Annotated in this window: 12 protein-coding genes; all 12 read right to left on the reverse strand. The window is 58.8% G+C overall.

Annotation, left to right across the window (positions count from 1 at the left end):
- Nucleotides 1-31 precede the first annotated feature (31 nt).
- A complete protein-coding gene (gene cofC / locus RM192_RS17575) occupies nucleotides 32-622 on the reverse strand; it encodes a 2-phospho-L-lactate guanylyltransferase (protein ID WP_311508940.1) in 591 nt (196 codons plus the stop codon).
- Nucleotides 619-1,542 (reverse strand): 2-phospho-L-lactate transferase, encoded by a 924-nt coding sequence (gene cofD, locus RM192_RS17580; RefSeq protein WP_311508942.1) that lies wholly within the window; start codon nucleotides 1,540-1,542, stop codon nucleotides 619-621. The genes cofC and cofD overlap by 4 nt, the downstream gene beginning before the upstream one ends.
- Nucleotides 1,539-2,276, reverse strand: a complete 738-nt coding sequence (gene cofE, locus RM192_RS17585; protein ID WP_311508944.1) for a coenzyme F420-0:L-glutamate ligase — start codon at nucleotides 2,274-2,276, stop codon at nucleotides 1,539-1,541. The genes cofD and cofE overlap by 4 nt, the downstream gene beginning before the upstream one ends.
- A gap of 29 nt (nucleotides 2,277-2,305) precedes the next feature.
- A complete protein-coding gene (gene npdG, locus RM192_RS17590) occupies nucleotides 2,306-2,971 on the reverse strand; it encodes an NADPH-dependent F420 reductase (protein ID WP_311508945.1) in 666 nt (221 codons plus the stop codon).
- Nucleotides 2,961-5,294, reverse strand: coding sequence for a 5-amino-6-(D-ribitylamino)uracil--L-tyrosine 4-hydroxyphenyl transferase CofH (gene cofH, locus RM192_RS17595; RefSeq protein WP_311509234.1), 2,334 nt, complete (start codon nucleotides 5,292-5,294; stop codon nucleotides 2,961-2,963). The genes npdG and cofH overlap by 11 nt, the downstream gene beginning before the upstream one ends.
- A 51-nt stretch (nucleotides 5,295-5,345) precedes the next feature.
- Nucleotides 5,346-6,251: a TIGR03619 family F420-dependent LLM class oxidoreductase gene (locus RM192_RS17600; RefSeq protein WP_311508946.1), complete on the reverse strand. Its 906-nt coding sequence runs from the start codon at nucleotides 6,249-6,251 to the stop codon at nucleotides 5,346-5,348.
- A 179-nt stretch (nucleotides 6,252-6,430) separates the two neighbouring features.
- On the reverse strand, nucleotides 6,431-7,189 hold the full coding sequence (locus tag RM192_RS17605; RefSeq protein ID WP_311508948.1) for an SDR family oxidoreductase: 759 nt from the start codon (nucleotides 7,187-7,189) through the stop codon (nucleotides 6,431-6,433).
- A 33-nt stretch (nucleotides 7,190-7,222) separates the two neighbouring features.
- Nucleotides 7,223-8,998 carry an NAD(P)/FAD-dependent oxidoreductase gene (locus RM192_RS17610; RefSeq protein WP_311508949.1) on the reverse strand — a complete coding sequence of 592 codons (1,776 nt, stop codon included), beginning with the start codon at nucleotides 8,996-8,998 and terminating at the stop codon, nucleotides 7,223-7,225.
- A 165-nt stretch (nucleotides 8,999-9,163) separates the two neighbouring features.
- Nucleotides 9,164-11,146: an NAD(P)/FAD-dependent oxidoreductase gene (locus RM192_RS17615; protein WP_311508950.1), complete on the reverse strand. Its 1,983-nt coding sequence runs from the start codon at nucleotides 11,144-11,146 to the stop codon at nucleotides 9,164-9,166.
- A 52-nt stretch (nucleotides 11,147-11,198) separates the two neighbouring features.
- Nucleotides 11,199-12,215 (reverse strand): Rieske 2Fe-2S domain-containing protein, encoded by a 1,017-nt coding sequence (locus RM192_RS17620; RefSeq protein ID WP_311508951.1) that lies wholly within the window; start codon nucleotides 12,213-12,215, stop codon nucleotides 11,199-11,201.
- A 149-nt stretch (nucleotides 12,216-12,364) separates the two neighbouring features.
- Complete coding sequence (locus tag RM192_RS17625) at nucleotides 12,365-13,564, reverse strand: MFS transporter (RefSeq protein ID WP_311508952.1); 1,200 nt, start codon at nucleotides 13,562-13,564, stop codon at nucleotides 12,365-12,367.
- A 223-nt stretch (nucleotides 13,565-13,787) separates the two neighbouring features.
- Nucleotides 13,788-16,055 (reverse strand): TonB-dependent receptor, encoded by a 2,268-nt coding sequence (locus RM192_RS17630; RefSeq protein WP_311508953.1) that lies wholly within the window; start codon nucleotides 16,053-16,055, stop codon nucleotides 13,788-13,790.
- Nucleotides 16,056-16,119 lie beyond the last annotated feature (64 nt).

A 16,119-nucleotide genomic window follows, 5' to 3' on the forward strand; every position in this document is an offset into this window, starting at 1 on the left:
CTGGTTTGGTTCTGGTAGTGGGTCTGGCTGGCTACGGGAGCAATTGGCCTGCGCCGGGATCAAATCCCCATGCGATGGCGGCGTCCAGATCATCCTTTGTATCGATGTCGATATTCAGCCCGTGGTTGGTCATGATCGCAAGCTCTGCGGGCAAGCGCTGCTGATGCAGGGCAAAACTGCCGGGTCCAAAGGCAAAACAAAAGCCAACGGGCAGCGTGTGCAACGCCAGCGCATTGGTACCGGTGCCGTGCCGGTCCGGCGCGATGGCGCAACCGCAATGTTCGGCTTTGGCAAGCATTGCCTGAATATCAGGTGCAGCGACAAGCGGCAAATCACCATGAATGACCAGAACGCCCCCCGCAACGCTTGTCGCGGCGTCCTGAAGTTCGGCGTTCAAACCACGGCCTTTGTCTTCGACGCGGCGGACCGGCCAGTGGTCGACGATGCCCTGCGTCAGGACGATCACCTCGGCAATGGCATCAACTTCGCGTAATTCAGTGATGACATGGGCGGCCATGGCCATGCCCAGTTCGCGGCGCGATTCGGCTGACATATGCTGCGAAAGCCGAGACTTCTGATCCGTGCCAAGCTTCAAGGGCACGATGGCCGTCCAGCCGGTCATGCCAGCCGCGCGGCAAGCGCCAATGCGGCTTTGGCTACGCGCACCTTGTCGTCCAGCGTGCTCATCAAAGTTGCGGTACGGCCAATGCTTAATTCCTGCCCGTCACATTCATCGCCCTCGTCAATCAGCAGGCCGTCAATCAGGCCGCGATAGTGTTCGGCAATGGCGGTGTTGCTGATGGCCAGCCCCAATTCGCCCATCAGCTTTGCGGTTGGCCCCTTCACGGCTTTTCCGCCAATCAATGGTGATACCGCCACCACAGGCGCGCTGCATTGCTGCAATGCTGCGCGGATGCCGGGAATGGCCAGTACCGGATCAACGCTGAGCCAAGGGTTTGATGGCGCGATCAGCACGGCATCGGCAGCATGGATGGCTTCGATAACACCATCGGCAGGTGCTGCGGTTTCAGCCCCTGAGAAGCGGACAGCCCGGACCGCCGGAGCGCAGCGCTTTTCCACGAAATATCGCTGAAACTCCAAGGTGTCTTCGTCGCTGTCGATCAAAGTGGCGACGGGATCATTGCTGGCTGGAAAGATTGTGGCGGCAATGCCCCACTTACTGGCCACATGGCGCGTGACTTCGGCCAAGGTTTGGCCTTGTGCCAGCATATGGGTGCGCAAAACGTGCACTGCCATGTCATGGTCGCCCAAAAGGAACCAGTCTTCGCCACCAAGTTCCTTCAAGGTGGTCAGCAATGACCAGGTTTCGTCCTGCCGTCCCCAGCCTTGGGCTGCGTTGGCTTTGCCGGACAGGGTGTAAAGCAGCGTGTCTATATCGGGCGAAATGTGCAGCCCAAGGTGGCGGAAATCATCACCCACGTTGACGATGGCTGTAACATATGACGGGTCCACCGTGTTGAGCAGGCCCAGCACCAATTTGGCGCCGCCTACTCCGCCGGTCAGTACTACAGTGCCACTCATCGAAACAAATCCTCAGCCGCCGGACGGACGAGGTCTTTGGCAGGACGGTTTCCTTCAGAAAGGGGGTAACCGCGGACAAGTGCGGCAGGAATGCCTTCTGCGCCCTCGCCCGTGACCAGATTGGCAGCAGTGGCAATCATGTCGGCAAGGGCCACCTGAGTCACTTCAAGTATGCGGCCATCGCGGTCAATCTCGCCGCGCCGGTCAATCAACGCGGGCAAGCCAGCAGCGCCGATGGCCACTGCGACCACACCCATGCGCCATGGCCTTCCGAAACTGTCGGATATGACAACCGCAAGCCCCAATTGCGCACAAAGTTGCGCGGCGGTGCCATCAGGATCAACCGGCAGAAGCAGTGCGCGGTCATCTTCACCATTGCCGATGTTGGAGCGGTCAACCCCGCTGTTTGCCATGACATGACCGAGCCGGTGGCGGGTGATCAGCACATGTGGTGCTGCCCGGACAACGCCGTCGGCTTCGCGCAGGACCAGTTCGACAAGGCGCGGTTCCTTGCGCGTCAATTCGGCCAGCCGCATGGCCTCATCGCCCGGAACGACGTCGGCCAAAGACACGAAGCGGCCTTGCGCCTTGGAGACAATCTTTTGCGTGACTACCAGAATATCACAAGCGCGCGGGGTGATGCCATTGTGGTTCAGGGCAGCCAAAAGCAAAGCGGCCAGGTCGTCACCTGGCCGGACTTCACCAATTCCCGTGATCGGATGAATCTCGATCATGCTGGCAGGGACATTTCGTGCAACAGCGATCAGGCTTCTGGCTGGATCAGTGTGCCGGTGATCTGAATGCCTGCACCGTCAACCTTGTAGGTCTTGTTGAGGAAAATCAGGATCGAGGTCATCGCTTCTGCAGCCGCCGAATTGACGAGCGCGCCGGCATGAATGCCGCGCAGGCCGCAAGCTTCGACCAGTTCAATCACTTCGCCGCGCGCAGCCTTGTCATCGCCGAATACCAGCACGTCACAGCCAACGTCGATGTCCTGGATCAGCTTGTGTGCAGCAACATTGTGAAAGGCTGAAACCACCTTCACATCGTCACCGACGAACGATTGCGCGCGGGCAGCTGCGCTGCCTTCTGCGGGCAACTGCACGCGCATCACGCGCGGTGGAACCAGTGGAACCGTGGTGTCGACCAGGATCTTGCCGGAAAGGTGTGGTGCGATCTCGGACAGCGTTGCTTCCTGTGCCGAAAATGGCACCGTGACGAACACGATGTCCGCAGCCTTGGCCGCGCTTGCCAGATCGGTGCCGGTCAGGCCGAAGCCAAGACGTTCGGCAGCCGCTTGCGCACTTTCAGCCTTGCGCGAACCGATGATGACCTTGCGGCCAGCCTTGGCTAGACGCCGCGCAATGGCTGAGCCCAGATCACCTGTTCCGCCCAGTACGGCGATAGTCGCCGCATTTTCAGTCGACATGACATACTCCCAAAGTCGTGCTGGCCGGAATTCCGACCTTTCCATAAATCGTTGTACGCTGGCGGATATACCGCCCGGCAGATACGGCAAGATCGGCCATGCGGTTTGGTCCGAACAATTGGCCGTTCTGGCCGCCTGCTGCGCGTGTGATGGATTCATCCATCAATACCCCGCCCAGATCGTTGGCGCCTGCGCGCAAAGCGTCAACCGCGCCTTCGGGGCCAAGCTTGACCCAGCTCGTTTGAATATTCGGAATCAGCGGGTGCAGCACCAGCCGCGCAATGGCATGCATCAACACAGCTTCACGGAAGCTTGGTCCTGAGCGTGACTGGCCCTTGCGCCACATCGGGGCTTCCATGTGGACATACGGCAGTGGCACGAATTCGGTAAAGCCGCCGGTTTCTTCCTGAAGATCGCGGACAACCAGCAAGTGCTTTGCCCAATGCTCATACCGGTCGACGTGGCCGAACATGATCGTCGCGGTTGACCGGACGCCAACCGAATGGGCCGCGCGCATGACATCCAGCCATTGCGCGGTGTTCACCTTGTCGGGGCAGATGATGGCACGCACTTCATCAACAAGGATTTCAGCAGCGGTGCCAGGCAGCGTGGAAAGCCCGGCTTCCTTGAGCCATGCGATATATTCGGGCAGCGGCATGTTCAGCGTTTGCGCGCCATGGGTGATTTCGAGCGGCGAAAAAGCGTGGATATGAATGTCTGGCGCGGCCGAACGCACGGCGCGCAGGATGCGGTGATAGGTGTTGCCGTCAAATTCGGGATGGATGCCGCCTTGCAGGCAAACTTCAGTGGCCCCGCGCTCCACCGCTTCGGCCGAGCGACGGGCAATTTCAGCTTCGTCGATCAGATAGGCAGGCCCGCGCAGATCCTTGTTGCCGCCTTTGGAAAAGGCGCAGAATGTGCAGCGGTAAAGACAGATATTGGTGTAGTTGATGTTGCGGTTGATGACGTAACTGATCGCATCACCTGCGGTCTGCGCGCGCAAGGCATCGGCAGCGGAGGTGATCAAGGCCACATCGGGGCCATCAGCTGCGAACAGCGTTTCAATCTCGGCAATGTCAAGCCGCGTGCCTGCTTGTGCGCGCGCGATGATCGCTTCGATCACCGGACTGATGGCGGTCCGTCCTGCTTCCGGCAGGCTGGGCGGCGCTTCTTCGCTGCCTGCACGCCAGCTTTCGATGATTGGAAGGCCGCGCGCATCCACTTGCTGGCGAACCTTTACGGCCAGCACCGGGTCAAGCCATGCTTTGGGATTCTGCGCAAAGGCAGGGCCAATGGCCAGTCGTTCAACCAACACGCGGCCAGCAGCGGCTGTCGCTTTTGCCAAAGTGCCAAGATGTGGCCAGGGCGCTTCTGGATTGACGTGATCTGGCGTGACAGGTGAAACGCCGCCCCAGTCATTGACACCTGCGGCCAGCAAGGCTGCCAGCTCGTCAGGGGCATGAAGGTTTGGCGGTGCCTGAATGGTCATCGCCGGGCCCAGGATCATCCGCGCTGCGGCGATGGTCCACAAATGATCGTCAAGCCCAGGTTCGGGATGACCTGCCATCCGCGTACCGGCCTTGGCTTTGAAATTCTGGACGATCACTTCCTGCACATGGCCGTGGCGGGCATGGCTGTCACGGATGGCCAGTAGTGTTTCAATGCGTTCCAGGCGGGTTTCGCCGATCCCGATCAGCAATCCGGTGGTGAACGGAACCTTGGCCCGACCGGCAGCTTCCAGCGTTTCAAGCCGCACCGCAGGGACTTTGTCCGGCGATCCGAAATGCGGGCCGCCCTTTTGTGCCAGCCGGTCCGAAACGGTTTCCAGCATCAAGCCCATCGACGCCGCATAGGGCCGCAGCATCGCGTAATCGGCGTCGGCCATGATGCCGGGGTTCAGATGCGGCAGCAGGCCGGTTTCGGCCAGAACCGCCTCGGCCATTTCGCGGACATAGGACAGCGTGGATTCGTGGCCCAGGGCCGCCAGACCATCGCGCGCGGCCTGATAGCGGTCTTCGGGGCGATCCCCCAATGTGAACAAGGCCTCGCGGCAACCGGCGGCTTGTCCTGCACGGGCGATTGCCAGCACTTCGTCGCGGCTGAGATAGGCCTTGCCAATCTTGCCGGGCGTGGTGGCAAATGTGCAGTAATGGCAAACATCGCGGCACAATTGCGTCAGCGGGATGAACACCTTGCGCGAATATGTGACCAGCGCACCATGATGGGCAAGCGTGGCCTGTTCGGCACGCGCCATCAGGTCTGCAAGCGGTATCGCTTCCAGATCCTGAAGTATCGCGCCGGCAGTCATGCCCGCAAAACCCATCATTCGGCTTCCTTCGATCGAAACCCGCGACTGGCGCGGGCGCGCGCGGGCTTAAACGCGGGCGATAACCTCTTCGCCAAACCACTGCACGTTTTCAAGGAAAGCGGCACGGCTTGGGTGCGGGGCTTCGATCATGATCCACGTCACGCCCACATCGGCCAGCTTGTGCACTTCTTCGATGTAAGCATCAGCAGTGGCGCGCGTCTTGAAATCAAGTTTGGCGCGCGTGCCGATGGCAACATCGAACTGGCCCGTGCGGCCTGCTTCGGCGCGCATTTCCTGTGCCTTGACGATGTTTTCGGCCAACTGCTCAATCGTGTGGATGCCCGATTCCTGATTGGCTGCGGTCATTGTTGGCGCTGCAAAGAACGGGCTCCAACCGTCACCGCGCAGGGCCGCGCGCTTGACCGCTGCGGGGCTGCCGCCGCCGATCCAGATGGGAGGCTTTGGCGATGGAACAGGGCGCGGTTCGTTGCCGACAGCATTGAAGCCCATGCCTTCCTTGACCACGACGCCGCCGTTCCACGCCATGTGGATGGTATCGATGGCTTCGTCGAACAGCTTGCCGCGCTTGTGGAAGTCAACGCCCAGAGCGTCAAATTCGACCTTCTGGTAACCCGCTCCTGCCCCCAGGATGAAGCGGCCGCCCGACAGGACTTGCAGCGTGGCTGCAGCCTTTGCGGTGACGAACGGGCTACGGTAAGCCATCACCAGAATGTTGGTGTGCAGCATCAGCTTGGTGGTGTTGGCTGCCACAAACGACAGTGCGGTGAACGGATCAAGCGCGTCGTGGCCGTTGGCATGCAGCCATTCTGCAGATGGTGCTGGATGATCAGTGACATAGCATGCATCAACGCCAGCCGCTTCGAAAGCCTGCGCCATGACCTTCACGGCCTCAGCCGTCTGGAATTCACCAGGAGTGGTGACGCCAACGGGGATATCCATTGTGAATTTCATGACTTCTGGTCCCTCTTCCCGTTGATGCGGCCCAATGGGCTATCAGCACAACGTGGTGATAACCATTGAAATTTGCGACCGAATCAAGCTCAAATAAATGCTCCAACGAATGTGCATTATTTGAACAATCACGATAGATCAATGCTGTCCTACCGGGCGGGTTGTGGGGCGAATTGGGCTTACCCGGCGGTGATGCCACGGTCGGCATTGATGCAAGCGCCGTGGATTGATTTGCCGCGCGGGCCTGCCAGCATCAGGATCAGGTCCGTCAGATCTTCGGGTTCCGATGATCCACGCAGCGGCGAATAGCGCGCCAACAGCTGGAAATCTATGCCATCGGGAATTGAAGGCGTGGCGGTCATCGCGGTGTTGATGCCGCCCGGCGCGATGGCATTTATCCGTACCGGCGATTGCATATATTCCATCGCCAGTGATTTTGTCATGTTGACCAGCGCGGCTTTGCTGGATGCATAATGCGTAAGGTAAGCATGGCCCAGAAACGCTGATGCGCTTGCCACGTTGACGACGGTGCCCGCGCTTTCCAGCAGGTGCGGCATGGCGCCCTGGATAATGAAGAACGGGCCGCGCACGTTTACGCTGTGGATCATGTCCCACACATCGGGCGTGATCTGGCTGGCGTGATCGAACCGGAACGCGCCTGCCACGTTGCACACCACGTCGATCCGGCCAAAGGCGGCGATGGCAGCAGGGCCCAGCGCCAGACATGCTCCGGCATCGGAAATGTCCGTTGGCACCGCGGTCACGGTGTTGCCTGCCGCTTCGAGTTCGGCGCGGGTGGCATCAAGGCCCGATGCATCGCGGTCTGCCAGCACCAGCATTGCCCCGGCGGCAGCAAAGGCCCGCGCGGTTGCCCGACCCAGCCCTGATGCAGCGCCGGTAACGATCACGATCTTGCCGCCAAATTCCTGTTCAGCCACGTCGATATTCTCCTGCCTAATCGTATTGTTGCTTCAGCCCTTGCGGACATCAAGACCGGCCAAAGCCCCCGCATCGCGCCAGTCTTCGAGGATCTTCAGAAAATCGAGCGTTGGCCCGAAGAAGGGAATGGAGCGGATGGCAGCGGGGCTCATCTCCATCTTGCCTTCGTTGTTCTGATAGGCTGGCGTGCAAGCAGCAAAAAATTGTGGTTGCGTACCAAGGCTGCCCAGCAAGGTGTGGAACCACGCCTCCTGCGCCTCGGCAGTGGGTTCGATCTCGACAATTCCGTTCTTGACGCAATGACCCAGCAGCCATCCGGCGTGGGCGGCAAGTTCGGTCAACAGGTGCGCAAAGTTGATGGCGATGCCGCCTTGCAGGGTGTGGATGTTCAGCAGGTTCGGAAAACCCCTGATCGTCATGCCGTGCAATGTACCTGGCCCTTCGGACCATGCTTCGGTCAGGCTGGTGCCGTTCCGTCCATATATTTCGAAGCCCATTCGGCTGGTATAAGTCGCACCCACTTCGTAGCCCGACGCATAGATAATGCAGTCGACGGGATAGGACACACCGTCGACGACAATCGCGTCCTCTGTAATACGCTCAACTCCTTTGCCCGCGGTATCGACCAGCGTGACATTGGGGCGGTTGAACGTGGGCAGGTATTCATCGTGGAAGCACGGACGCTTGCACATCTGGTAATACCAAGGCTTCAGCAGTTCGGCGGTGCGCTTGTCTTCGACCACTTCGTCAATGCGGGCGCGGATTTCCTCCATGGCCTGAAAATCGAGAAGTTTTTCCTCGTCGGTCGCCAGCCCCATGGCATTGGGGTTTTCACGGAAAATGCGCGAAAAGCCGTCATTGACCATATCGGCATCAGCCGTCTGGCCGGTGACGATTCTGGTGAAATTCTCGATCCGCTCTTTCTGCCAACCCGGCTTCAGGGATTTGGCCCATTCAGGATCGGTGGGCCGGTTGGCGCGGACACCCACATTGGTGGGCGTGCGCTGGAAAACAAAGAGATGCTGGGCCGATTGCGCCAGCTTGGGGATGATCTGGACGCCGGTTGCGCCGGTGCCGATGATCGCAACGCGCTTGTCGGCAAGGCCGGTCAACGGTTCGGTCGGGCTGCCACCAGTATAGGCATAATCCCACCGTCCGGTGTGAAAGCTCGTGCCCTTGAAAGTTTCCATGCCGGGGATGCCGGGCAGCTTGGCCTTGTGCAGAATGCCGCCTGCCGTGACGACAAAGCGGGCGCGGATCACATCGCCGCGATCCGTCTTCACGATCCAGCGACTGGCCTTGTCGTCCCAGCGCAAATCCTTGACCACCGTCTGGAAAAGGCCGTGGGGGTAAAGATCGAATTGCCGGGCAATGCGCTGAAAATGCGCAAAGATTTCGGGGCCCTTGGCGTACTTTTCGGTCGGGATATAGCCGGTCTCTTCCAACAGCGGCATGTAGATATAGGATTCAACATCGCAAGCAGCGCCAGGGTAGCGGCTCCAGTACCATGTGCCCCCAAAATCGCCCGCACGGTCAATCACCCGGAATGCGCTGACGCCCTGCTTGCGCAAGTTCACGGCGGTGAGCAACCCACTGATGCCGCCGCCAATTACGGCAACGTCTGTATCTTCGGTAATGGCATCACGCTGGAAATCGGGATCAGCATAGGGGTCTTTGTCAAACGCTTCGAACTGGCCTTCGAAGGCTTTGTACTGGGCCGGTCCGTCGGCGCGCAAGCGGCGCTGCCTTTCAGCTTCATACTTGGCGGAAAACTGCGCAACCGTGGCTTGCGCGCTCTGGTCCGACATCCTTGGCATCCTCTTGTGTCTACACTTGTAGACTTCAATATCAGCGACGCCGCACGTGGTAAAGGGGGATATTCGCGAGTGCCCGTCCACAAACGGCGCGCGCACAAAAAAAAAACGCCGACAAAGCTATGTGCTTTGCCGGCGCTTGTTGCTTTACAAATGCGATCAGGCTTCGGCTTTGGCCTTGCTCATCGCGAACTCTGCCGGATCAAATTCAGCGGTAAGGCTGTGATAGACGCTCAACGCCCACGGGGAATTGGTGACGACGCGGCCCTTGGCGTTCTTGTACCAACTGGTGACGCCGGGGTGCATCCACACCATGCCTTCGAATTCAGCATCGAGCTTGCGGTTGTATTCCTCGAACGGTTCGCGTTTAACATCGATCACGTCGACATTGTTTTCGACCATCTCGCGCAAGGCCTGCATGATATAACGGATCTGGCATTCCGAATGGAACAGGGCCGAACCGCCGTGGCCCAGATTGGTGTTCGGGCCATAGATCATGAACAGGTTGGGGAAATCGGGCGCGGTGATGCCCAGATGCGCGCGGGGATCATCCTCGCCCCAATGATCGCGGATGCTGCCGTTTGTGCCAATGACTTCGATCGGGGTGAGAGGGCACTGCGCCTTGTATCCGGTGGCAAGCACCAGAATGTCGGCTTTGTGTTCCACACCGTGTTCGTCCACCAGGCCATCGGGCGTGACCTTCTGGATCGGGCCTGTCACCAGTTCGACATTGTCGCGCGTCAGGCATTTCAGGAAGCCGCCATCGCGCAACATGCGCTTGCCATAAGGCGGGAACTTTGGCGTCACCTTGGCGATCAGGTCCTCGTCGCCGTTCACCTGTTCGCGGATATTGGCTTCAAGCCAATCACGGTTGCGCTGGTTTTCGGCGTTGAGCGAAAGCGGGTTGGCCCAGTTCGGATCGCGGCGCATTTGCGGCAGCAGACCGTCAGCCGTGGCCCACAGCAGCAGGAAGCGATACCACTTGTTGTAATAGGGAATGTTGGCCAGCGCCCACTTCCAGGCCGGTGACACTTTCTTGAAGATCAGCGGATTGGGGCGGACCCAGTGCGGCGAACGCTGGAACACCACCAGCTTGCCAACTTCGGGCGCGATGGCCGGGCCGATCTGCATACCCGAAGCGCCGGTGCCGATCATCGCCACGGTCTTGCCCTTCAGGTCAACCGTATGGTCCCAGCGTGCGCCGTGGAAGCATGGCCCCTTGAAGCTGTCGAGGCCGGGGATGCTAGGATAGGACGGGATGTTGAGCAATCCGGCAGCGCTGATGACTGCGTTGAACGCCTCGGTATAGGTCGATCCGTCCTTCTGGCGAACGGTCACGCTCCACACCGCCAGATCGCGATCCCAGACGCACGAGACGACTTCCTGTTCAAACCGCACCCGGTCGGCAATCGCCATTTCGGCGTAGCACTTCTGGATGTAATTCTGGATTTCATCGCCACGGGCGAAATAGTGGTCCCAATTCGGCTCCATCCGGAAGGAATAGGAATAGAAGTGGTTGGGCGTATCCACCGCAATGCCGGGATAGGTGTTTTCGTACCAGGTGCCGCCGACGTTGTCGTTCTTTTCGATGATCGTGTAGTCGTATCCGGCCTCTTTCAGCTTTGCGCCAAGCGCGATGCCTGAAAAACCGGCACCAATGACCAGCACTTTCAGGCTGGCCAGCCGTGCCGGAGACGGGGTTTTGCGCCACTTGACCGTCTTGGCGTCCTTGCCGTCAAAGTTCAGCTCGTCATAGATCATGTCATAATACGTATCGGGCACATGGCGGCCCACCGCCACATCCACCATCTTGCCCAGCAATTCGCGCGAAGGCGCAGGCGGCAGCGGACGGTTGCTGGACGCATAATCCTTGAGCGTGGCGATCAATTTGGCGCGCAGATCGGCCTTCATTTCTTCGGGCACGGTTTCTTCAAAACCCCATGCGCCCTGAATGAACGGGGCAAACCGTTCCAGCGTTGCCGTATCTTCGGTCAGGTGGCCGTAAACCAGCAGCAGCGGCTGCACGTCCAGTTCGGCAAGGCGCGCATCAAGCTGCGCTTCCTCCTTCATCAGATCCTGCAAGATGCCGGGGCGGTGTTCCGGCAACTGGGGTACGGTATGTTCGCTCTGCGTGGCGCCCATGATCGTGGCCTTCCTGAATTTTTGCGGTGCGTATATGTTGAAGTTGTGCCGGCTATTCGGCTGCGACTGCGGTATTCTCGACAGCGACCGGATCGGCATAGAATTTGGCGTATTGCCGACGATAGGCCAGCAGCGGCCCATCACCTTGAACCAGCAGCGGTTTTTCCAGAAAGACCTTCTGGTTCCAGATCGGAATGTCCTGCTCGATCTGCTTGGCAAGATCGCGCATCCGGGCCTGCGCTACCCGCATCCGGCCGTCACTGATGCCGGGGGCATGGTACAATTGCCAGCGGATCTGGGTGTGCTCTGCATCAATCGGTGTGGCTTGCTGCACCTGCAGCACATGCGTCACATCAGTGTACTCGGTGATCGACTGGCCTGGGCCGACTGCGGTAATGTCGATCGTGCCGGTCATCGGGCCGCGCGGGGTGTTCATTTCAGCCACCACCATGTTGCGGCGCTGCCAGCCATCAAGCTTGAATTCGGCCGAGGGCGCACCGGGAACTCCGTGGACGGCGGCAAAGTGGGCGTGATCCTGCCCGTTTTCGGTAATTTCCTGAATGTGGATGTCGATGACCCATTCGTGGCGACCGGCCGGCACCCAATCGCCAATGTCCGCACCATCCTCGATACAGCGCGGCAGTTGCGCCAGTTCCCACTTCGGGGCTTCTTTGCGCGGGTGATACCAAACGTAGACCACACCTGCCGATTCCTGCACTGGCCAAGAAGGCAGGCAGGACCGCTTCATTGAAGGGGCAATCACCTTGGTATAAGGGATGCCGGTCACACCGCCTTCGCCGTTGAAGGTCCAGTGGTGGAACGGGCAGCGCAGATCATTGCCTTCGACGTTGCTGTTGACGCCCAGATGCGCACCAAGGTGCGGGCAATAGGGATCAACTGCCCGAAGCTGTTCATCTTCGCCGCGCCACATCACGAATTCTTTGCCGAAATACTTCATCGTCCGAACATCACCGGCGGCAATTTCATCAGACATGGCAACGGCAAACCAGCCAAAGGGAATAGGCAGGCCGGCATATCCACGGTTGTTGGCCGAAGGCTGGCTGGACATGATCATCTCCGTAAACAATTGGACCGACCGGAGGTGGTGACCCTCGGCTATTACCCAATCTTAGGAGACAAACGATCCACGGCTTTGACGAGGATCAAAATGCACATCGTGCAAAGCATTAATTGCAGGCGCAGCAACGCCGCTGGTCATTAGGTGGTAACGGCCTTTGGCGGTGGTGGCAGAAATGCGATCAGGATGCTAGCGCTTACGATCATCGTGCCAGCAATCGCATAATAACCAAGGTAGCTTCCCGAACTGTCGAACTGCCAGCTTGCCAGCAACGGCCCCACGCTGGAACTGACCGCAAAGGTCATCTGGAACAGCGTGTAAACAGTGCCAAAGATGCGCTGGTCAAAGCGGCGCGAGCACAGATAGGCGACGACATCGATCTCGGACCCTGCGGCAAACCCAAGCAAGGCCGATGCGGCCATCAGCATCGGCAATGAGCCATCGGCTGTGGCAAACAGGCCCATGACCACCAGCGGCAGCAGAAACGCAAAAATGGCCAGCGGCTTGGTTGGCATCCGGTCAAGCAGAGCGCCCGTTCCCAAACGTCCCAGGATTGAAAACACGCCGGTTATGCTGACCATGCTGGCCGCAGTTGTCATGTCCAGGCCCTGCAGGCGTACCGTTGGGAACAAGTGGACGATCAGGCCGAACTGCACACTGGAAAACAGCCCGCCTGCACAGACAAGGAACCAGAATGTGCGCGTCTTTACCGCCGGACCAATCGGGGGAACCGGCCCGCCATGCGCCGCGTCCTTGCGCGGAACGGGGCGATAATACAGGAACACCAGCGGCAGGATGATAACCAGCCATATTGAAGCCATGGCGGGATAGGCCATGCGCCAGCCAAACGCTTCAACCAGTTCGGCTGCGATCAAGGGCCAGCCCACGGTCGCAAGTCCGATGCCTGTCAGGCACACCGCAATAGCCATCCCGCGCGCGGCATCGAAGCTCTGCACGACGCCATTGATCCATGACGCAGAACCGACGCCGAAATGCGTGAGTGCATATAGGGCTGCCAGCATCCACCATTGCCACACGGCGCCGGTAGCCAGGCTGAGCATGGCAAGGCCCAGCGCGAACGGCACGACACCAGCCAGAAGCATCCGGCGCGATCCGATCCGGTCAAGCACCCGCGCAGCCACCGGCCCGACGATCAGGCCGATCACCATTTGTAGCGTCATCGCCGTGGAAAATTCCGTCTTCGTCCAACCAAATTCACGGGTCATTTCGCCCATGAATATGCCGCCGGTATAGGCATAGGCTGCAGGGCCGGTAATGCCGAGCATCGCGATCAGGGGCAGAGGCCATGATCTTGCCCATTCATCACGCTTGGTCGTCATGCCATATCCCTGTCTTCAGGCTTTTCGCTTGCATTGATGGTCAAGACCAGCGGATTGAATTCAGACGGACACTTCCACCCCTTGGCCGATGGGATGACATTCCCAGATGTCAGTACCTGTCAAACAGGTTGTGTCTTATAGCCATTGACGGTGCAACCACGCTGGCAGAAGGCTTGGACTACCCGGATCATTTTATTATCCGGGTAGTCACATTTATAGCCGATCAGAATTTGAACCCGGCACGCACACCATAAGTGACAGGTTCATTGCCCTGCGCATAGTCGCCGAACAGTCCACCCGACAGCACGAAATTGTAACGCGTGTTGGTGATATTATCAGCATAAGCGCCAATTGTTACGTGGTCGCTTGGATCAGTCCAGTTGATCTGGGCGTTCGCAATTCCATAGCCCTTTTGCCGATATCGCTGCTTGTTGGCCAAGCCCGCTGGGCCACGAGGTCCAAACAGCGATGGGTTGGATACCACAAACGAAGACGTGTAGCTGGCATTGCCGGAAAGCGCGAGCCGACCGCCCGCCATGTCCATTTCATAGTTTATGCCAAGGTTCCCGGTAAACGAAGGCGCGCGCGCCATTTGTTGTCCGGTCCAGTCCTGCACCTGACCGGAAATGTTCCGCTGCGTTGCTTCATTCAAACCGTTGCCGGTTGCATTCTTGAAGTCGGTATAGCGTCCGTGGGTATAGGATGCGCCCGCTCGGATGCTCAGATCTTCGGTCGGTGTGTATGTGGCCTGTGCTTCAATACCGTATGATTCTGCCCGCTTTGCGTTGCTGATGAGCTGGATCACCGCATTGGCATTGACCGGGCTGGGGATGGTCACGCCAACCTGGAGGTCACGAAAATCGTAGTAGTACGCTGCAGCATCGAAACGGAAGGTGGAAGATGCGGTTTTGAAGCCAACCTCATAGGCGGTCAGCTTTTCAGGCTTGATCGGCAATACGAATGCAGGCGATGCAACTACAGTGGGGTTGAAAACACCCGATCGGAAGCCCTTTGAGAAAGATGCATAAATGCTCGTCCGTGGCGCGATTTCGTACCGCAGCACGGCGCGAGGCGTCGCCGACGAAAAATTGGCTGCATTCTGGGCAGGCGGCGCAACAACGGGATTGACGCCGGGCACAACGAAATAACGGATCGTCCGCTTTTCATCGCTGTAACGAAGGCCAGCTGTGAAAAACAGCTTTTCACCGAACTGGTAGGTCGCATCCCCGTAAAACGCATAGGCTTTGGACGTCAGGAATACGAACTGTGAATTTTGCAGACCCGCCGCGTCAAAGCTTCCGGTGTAGCTTCGGGCACCGCCATCGCCGAAATCCATCTTGTCGTTGTAGTAGAAACCACCAACGATCAGATTGAGATTGTCGATCGCGTCAATGGCATAGTCCAATGTCTGCTGGAAAGTCCGCTGGTGGATCGACGTATTCGCAGACTGCGTGATTACCGGCTTGCTGCCGTCGAAATCAAAAACCGAAAAACTGAGCCGCTTTGCATAGCCGGTATAGGAAGTCAGCGTGCCGATTCCCGTTTCAAGAGCGATCTTTCCGGTAAATTCATCAGCCTTGGCGGAACTGTCTGCAAGAAACGACGATGACGACGTATCGCGCGCGCTTGCACGCGGCGGGGATGCCGGCACGGCAAACGCATATTTGTTGATCGTATATGTCGTCCCGCGCGAATCTTCGACCCTGCCGTGATTGAAGCCGAGCGTTATGTCGAGCGTGTCTGTCGGAGTGTAGAGCAGTTTGGCCCGAAAGGATTCATTCTGCAGCGGTGCCGCGTCCCGGTCGTCAGCCTTGGAAACCGGATCAGTGCCGATGTCGCGGATGTAACCGTCGCTCTTGCGGTAATACCCAGCAAGGCTGAACGCGAGCTTTTCGCTCAGCGGCACGGAAACATAGGCTTGGGCACGAATATCGTTGAAGCGACCGTAGGATACCTGCGCCCGACCAATCGTTTCCTGCGAAGGTGCGAGCGTTTCCATGACAATCGCGCCAGCGGTTGCGTTACGGCCATAAAGTGTGCCCTGCGGCCCCTTCAGAACCTGGACACTCGCCAAATTCGCCAGATCGCCATTGATGGTCACCATGTCCGGCTGATAAAATCCGTCAACATAGACGGCCGTATTGTTTTCGAACCCGTAACCAAGTGTGAGGGTGGAAATCCCGCGAATCGCGGGCTGGGTGAACGATCCGCCACGGTTGATCTGTACACCGGTTGCGATCTGGCCGATGTCGGTCATGCGCTGCACGCCCGACTGCTGCAGAATGTCCGCCGTAAGCGCAACGATTGCGACAGGGACACTTTCAAGCCGTTCGGCGCGGCGCTGTGCAGTGACGATAATGTCGTTGGCCGAATTCAATTCGCTTTCATCGGTCGTGGTTTGTGCCCAGGCGGGACCAGCAGTCAAAGCCAGCAAGCCGACGCTGCCCACCAACAGTGGCCTAAACGAAGCTGTCGTCTTGATTTTAGGCATTTTTCTCCTCCATCTCGCCGTTGGGCGTTGTCATTTTCCGTCGCTTGATGCGGCGTTGTCGTGC

Origin of the sequence: Novosphingobium sp. MMS21-SN21R (assembly GCF_031846015.1) — a bacterium.
Classification (GTDB): Bacteria; Pseudomonadota; Alphaproteobacteria; order Sphingomonadales; family Sphingomonadaceae; genus Novosphingobium.

Coding starts and splice junctions, on each gene's coding strand:
- RM192_RS17630 (WP_311508953.1), bottom strand. CDS start 16,055: ATGCCTAAAATCAAGACGACAGCTTCGTTTAGGCCACTGTTGGTGGGC.
- cofH (WP_311509234.1), bottom strand. CDS start 5,294: ATGGGTTTTGCGGGCATGACTGCCGGCGCGATACTTCAGGATCTGGAA.
- cofD (WP_311508942.1), bottom strand. CDS start 1,542: ATGAGTGGCACTGTAGTACTGACCGGCGGAGTAGGCGGCGCCAAATTG.
- cofC (WP_311508940.1), bottom strand. CDS start 622: ATGACCGGCTGGACGGCCATCGTGCCCTTGAAGCTTGGCACGGATCAG.
- RM192_RS17625 (WP_311508952.1), bottom strand. CDS start 13,564: ATGACGACCAAGCGTGATGAATGGGCAAGATCATGGCCTCTGCCCCTG.
- RM192_RS17620 (WP_311508951.1), bottom strand. CDS start 12,215: ATGTCCAGCCAGCCTTCGGCCAACAACCGTGGATATGCCGGCCTGCCT.
- RM192_RS17600 (WP_311508946.1), bottom strand. CDS start 6,251: ATGAAATTCACAATGGATATCCCCGTTGGCGTCACCACTCCTGGTGAA.
- RM192_RS17615 (WP_311508950.1), bottom strand. CDS start 11,146: ATGGGCGCCACGCAGAGCGAACATACCGTACCCCAGTTGCCGGAACAC.
- RM192_RS17610 (WP_311508949.1), bottom strand. CDS start 8,998: ATGTCGGACCAGAGCGCGCAAGCCACGGTTGCGCAGTTTTCCGCCAAG.
- npdG (WP_311508945.1), bottom strand. CDS start 2,971: ATGTCGACTGAAAATGCGGCGACTATCGCCGTACTGGGCGGAACAGGT.
- cofE (WP_311508944.1), bottom strand. CDS start 2,276: ATGATCGAGATTCATCCGATCACGGGAATTGGTGAAGTCCGGCCAGGT.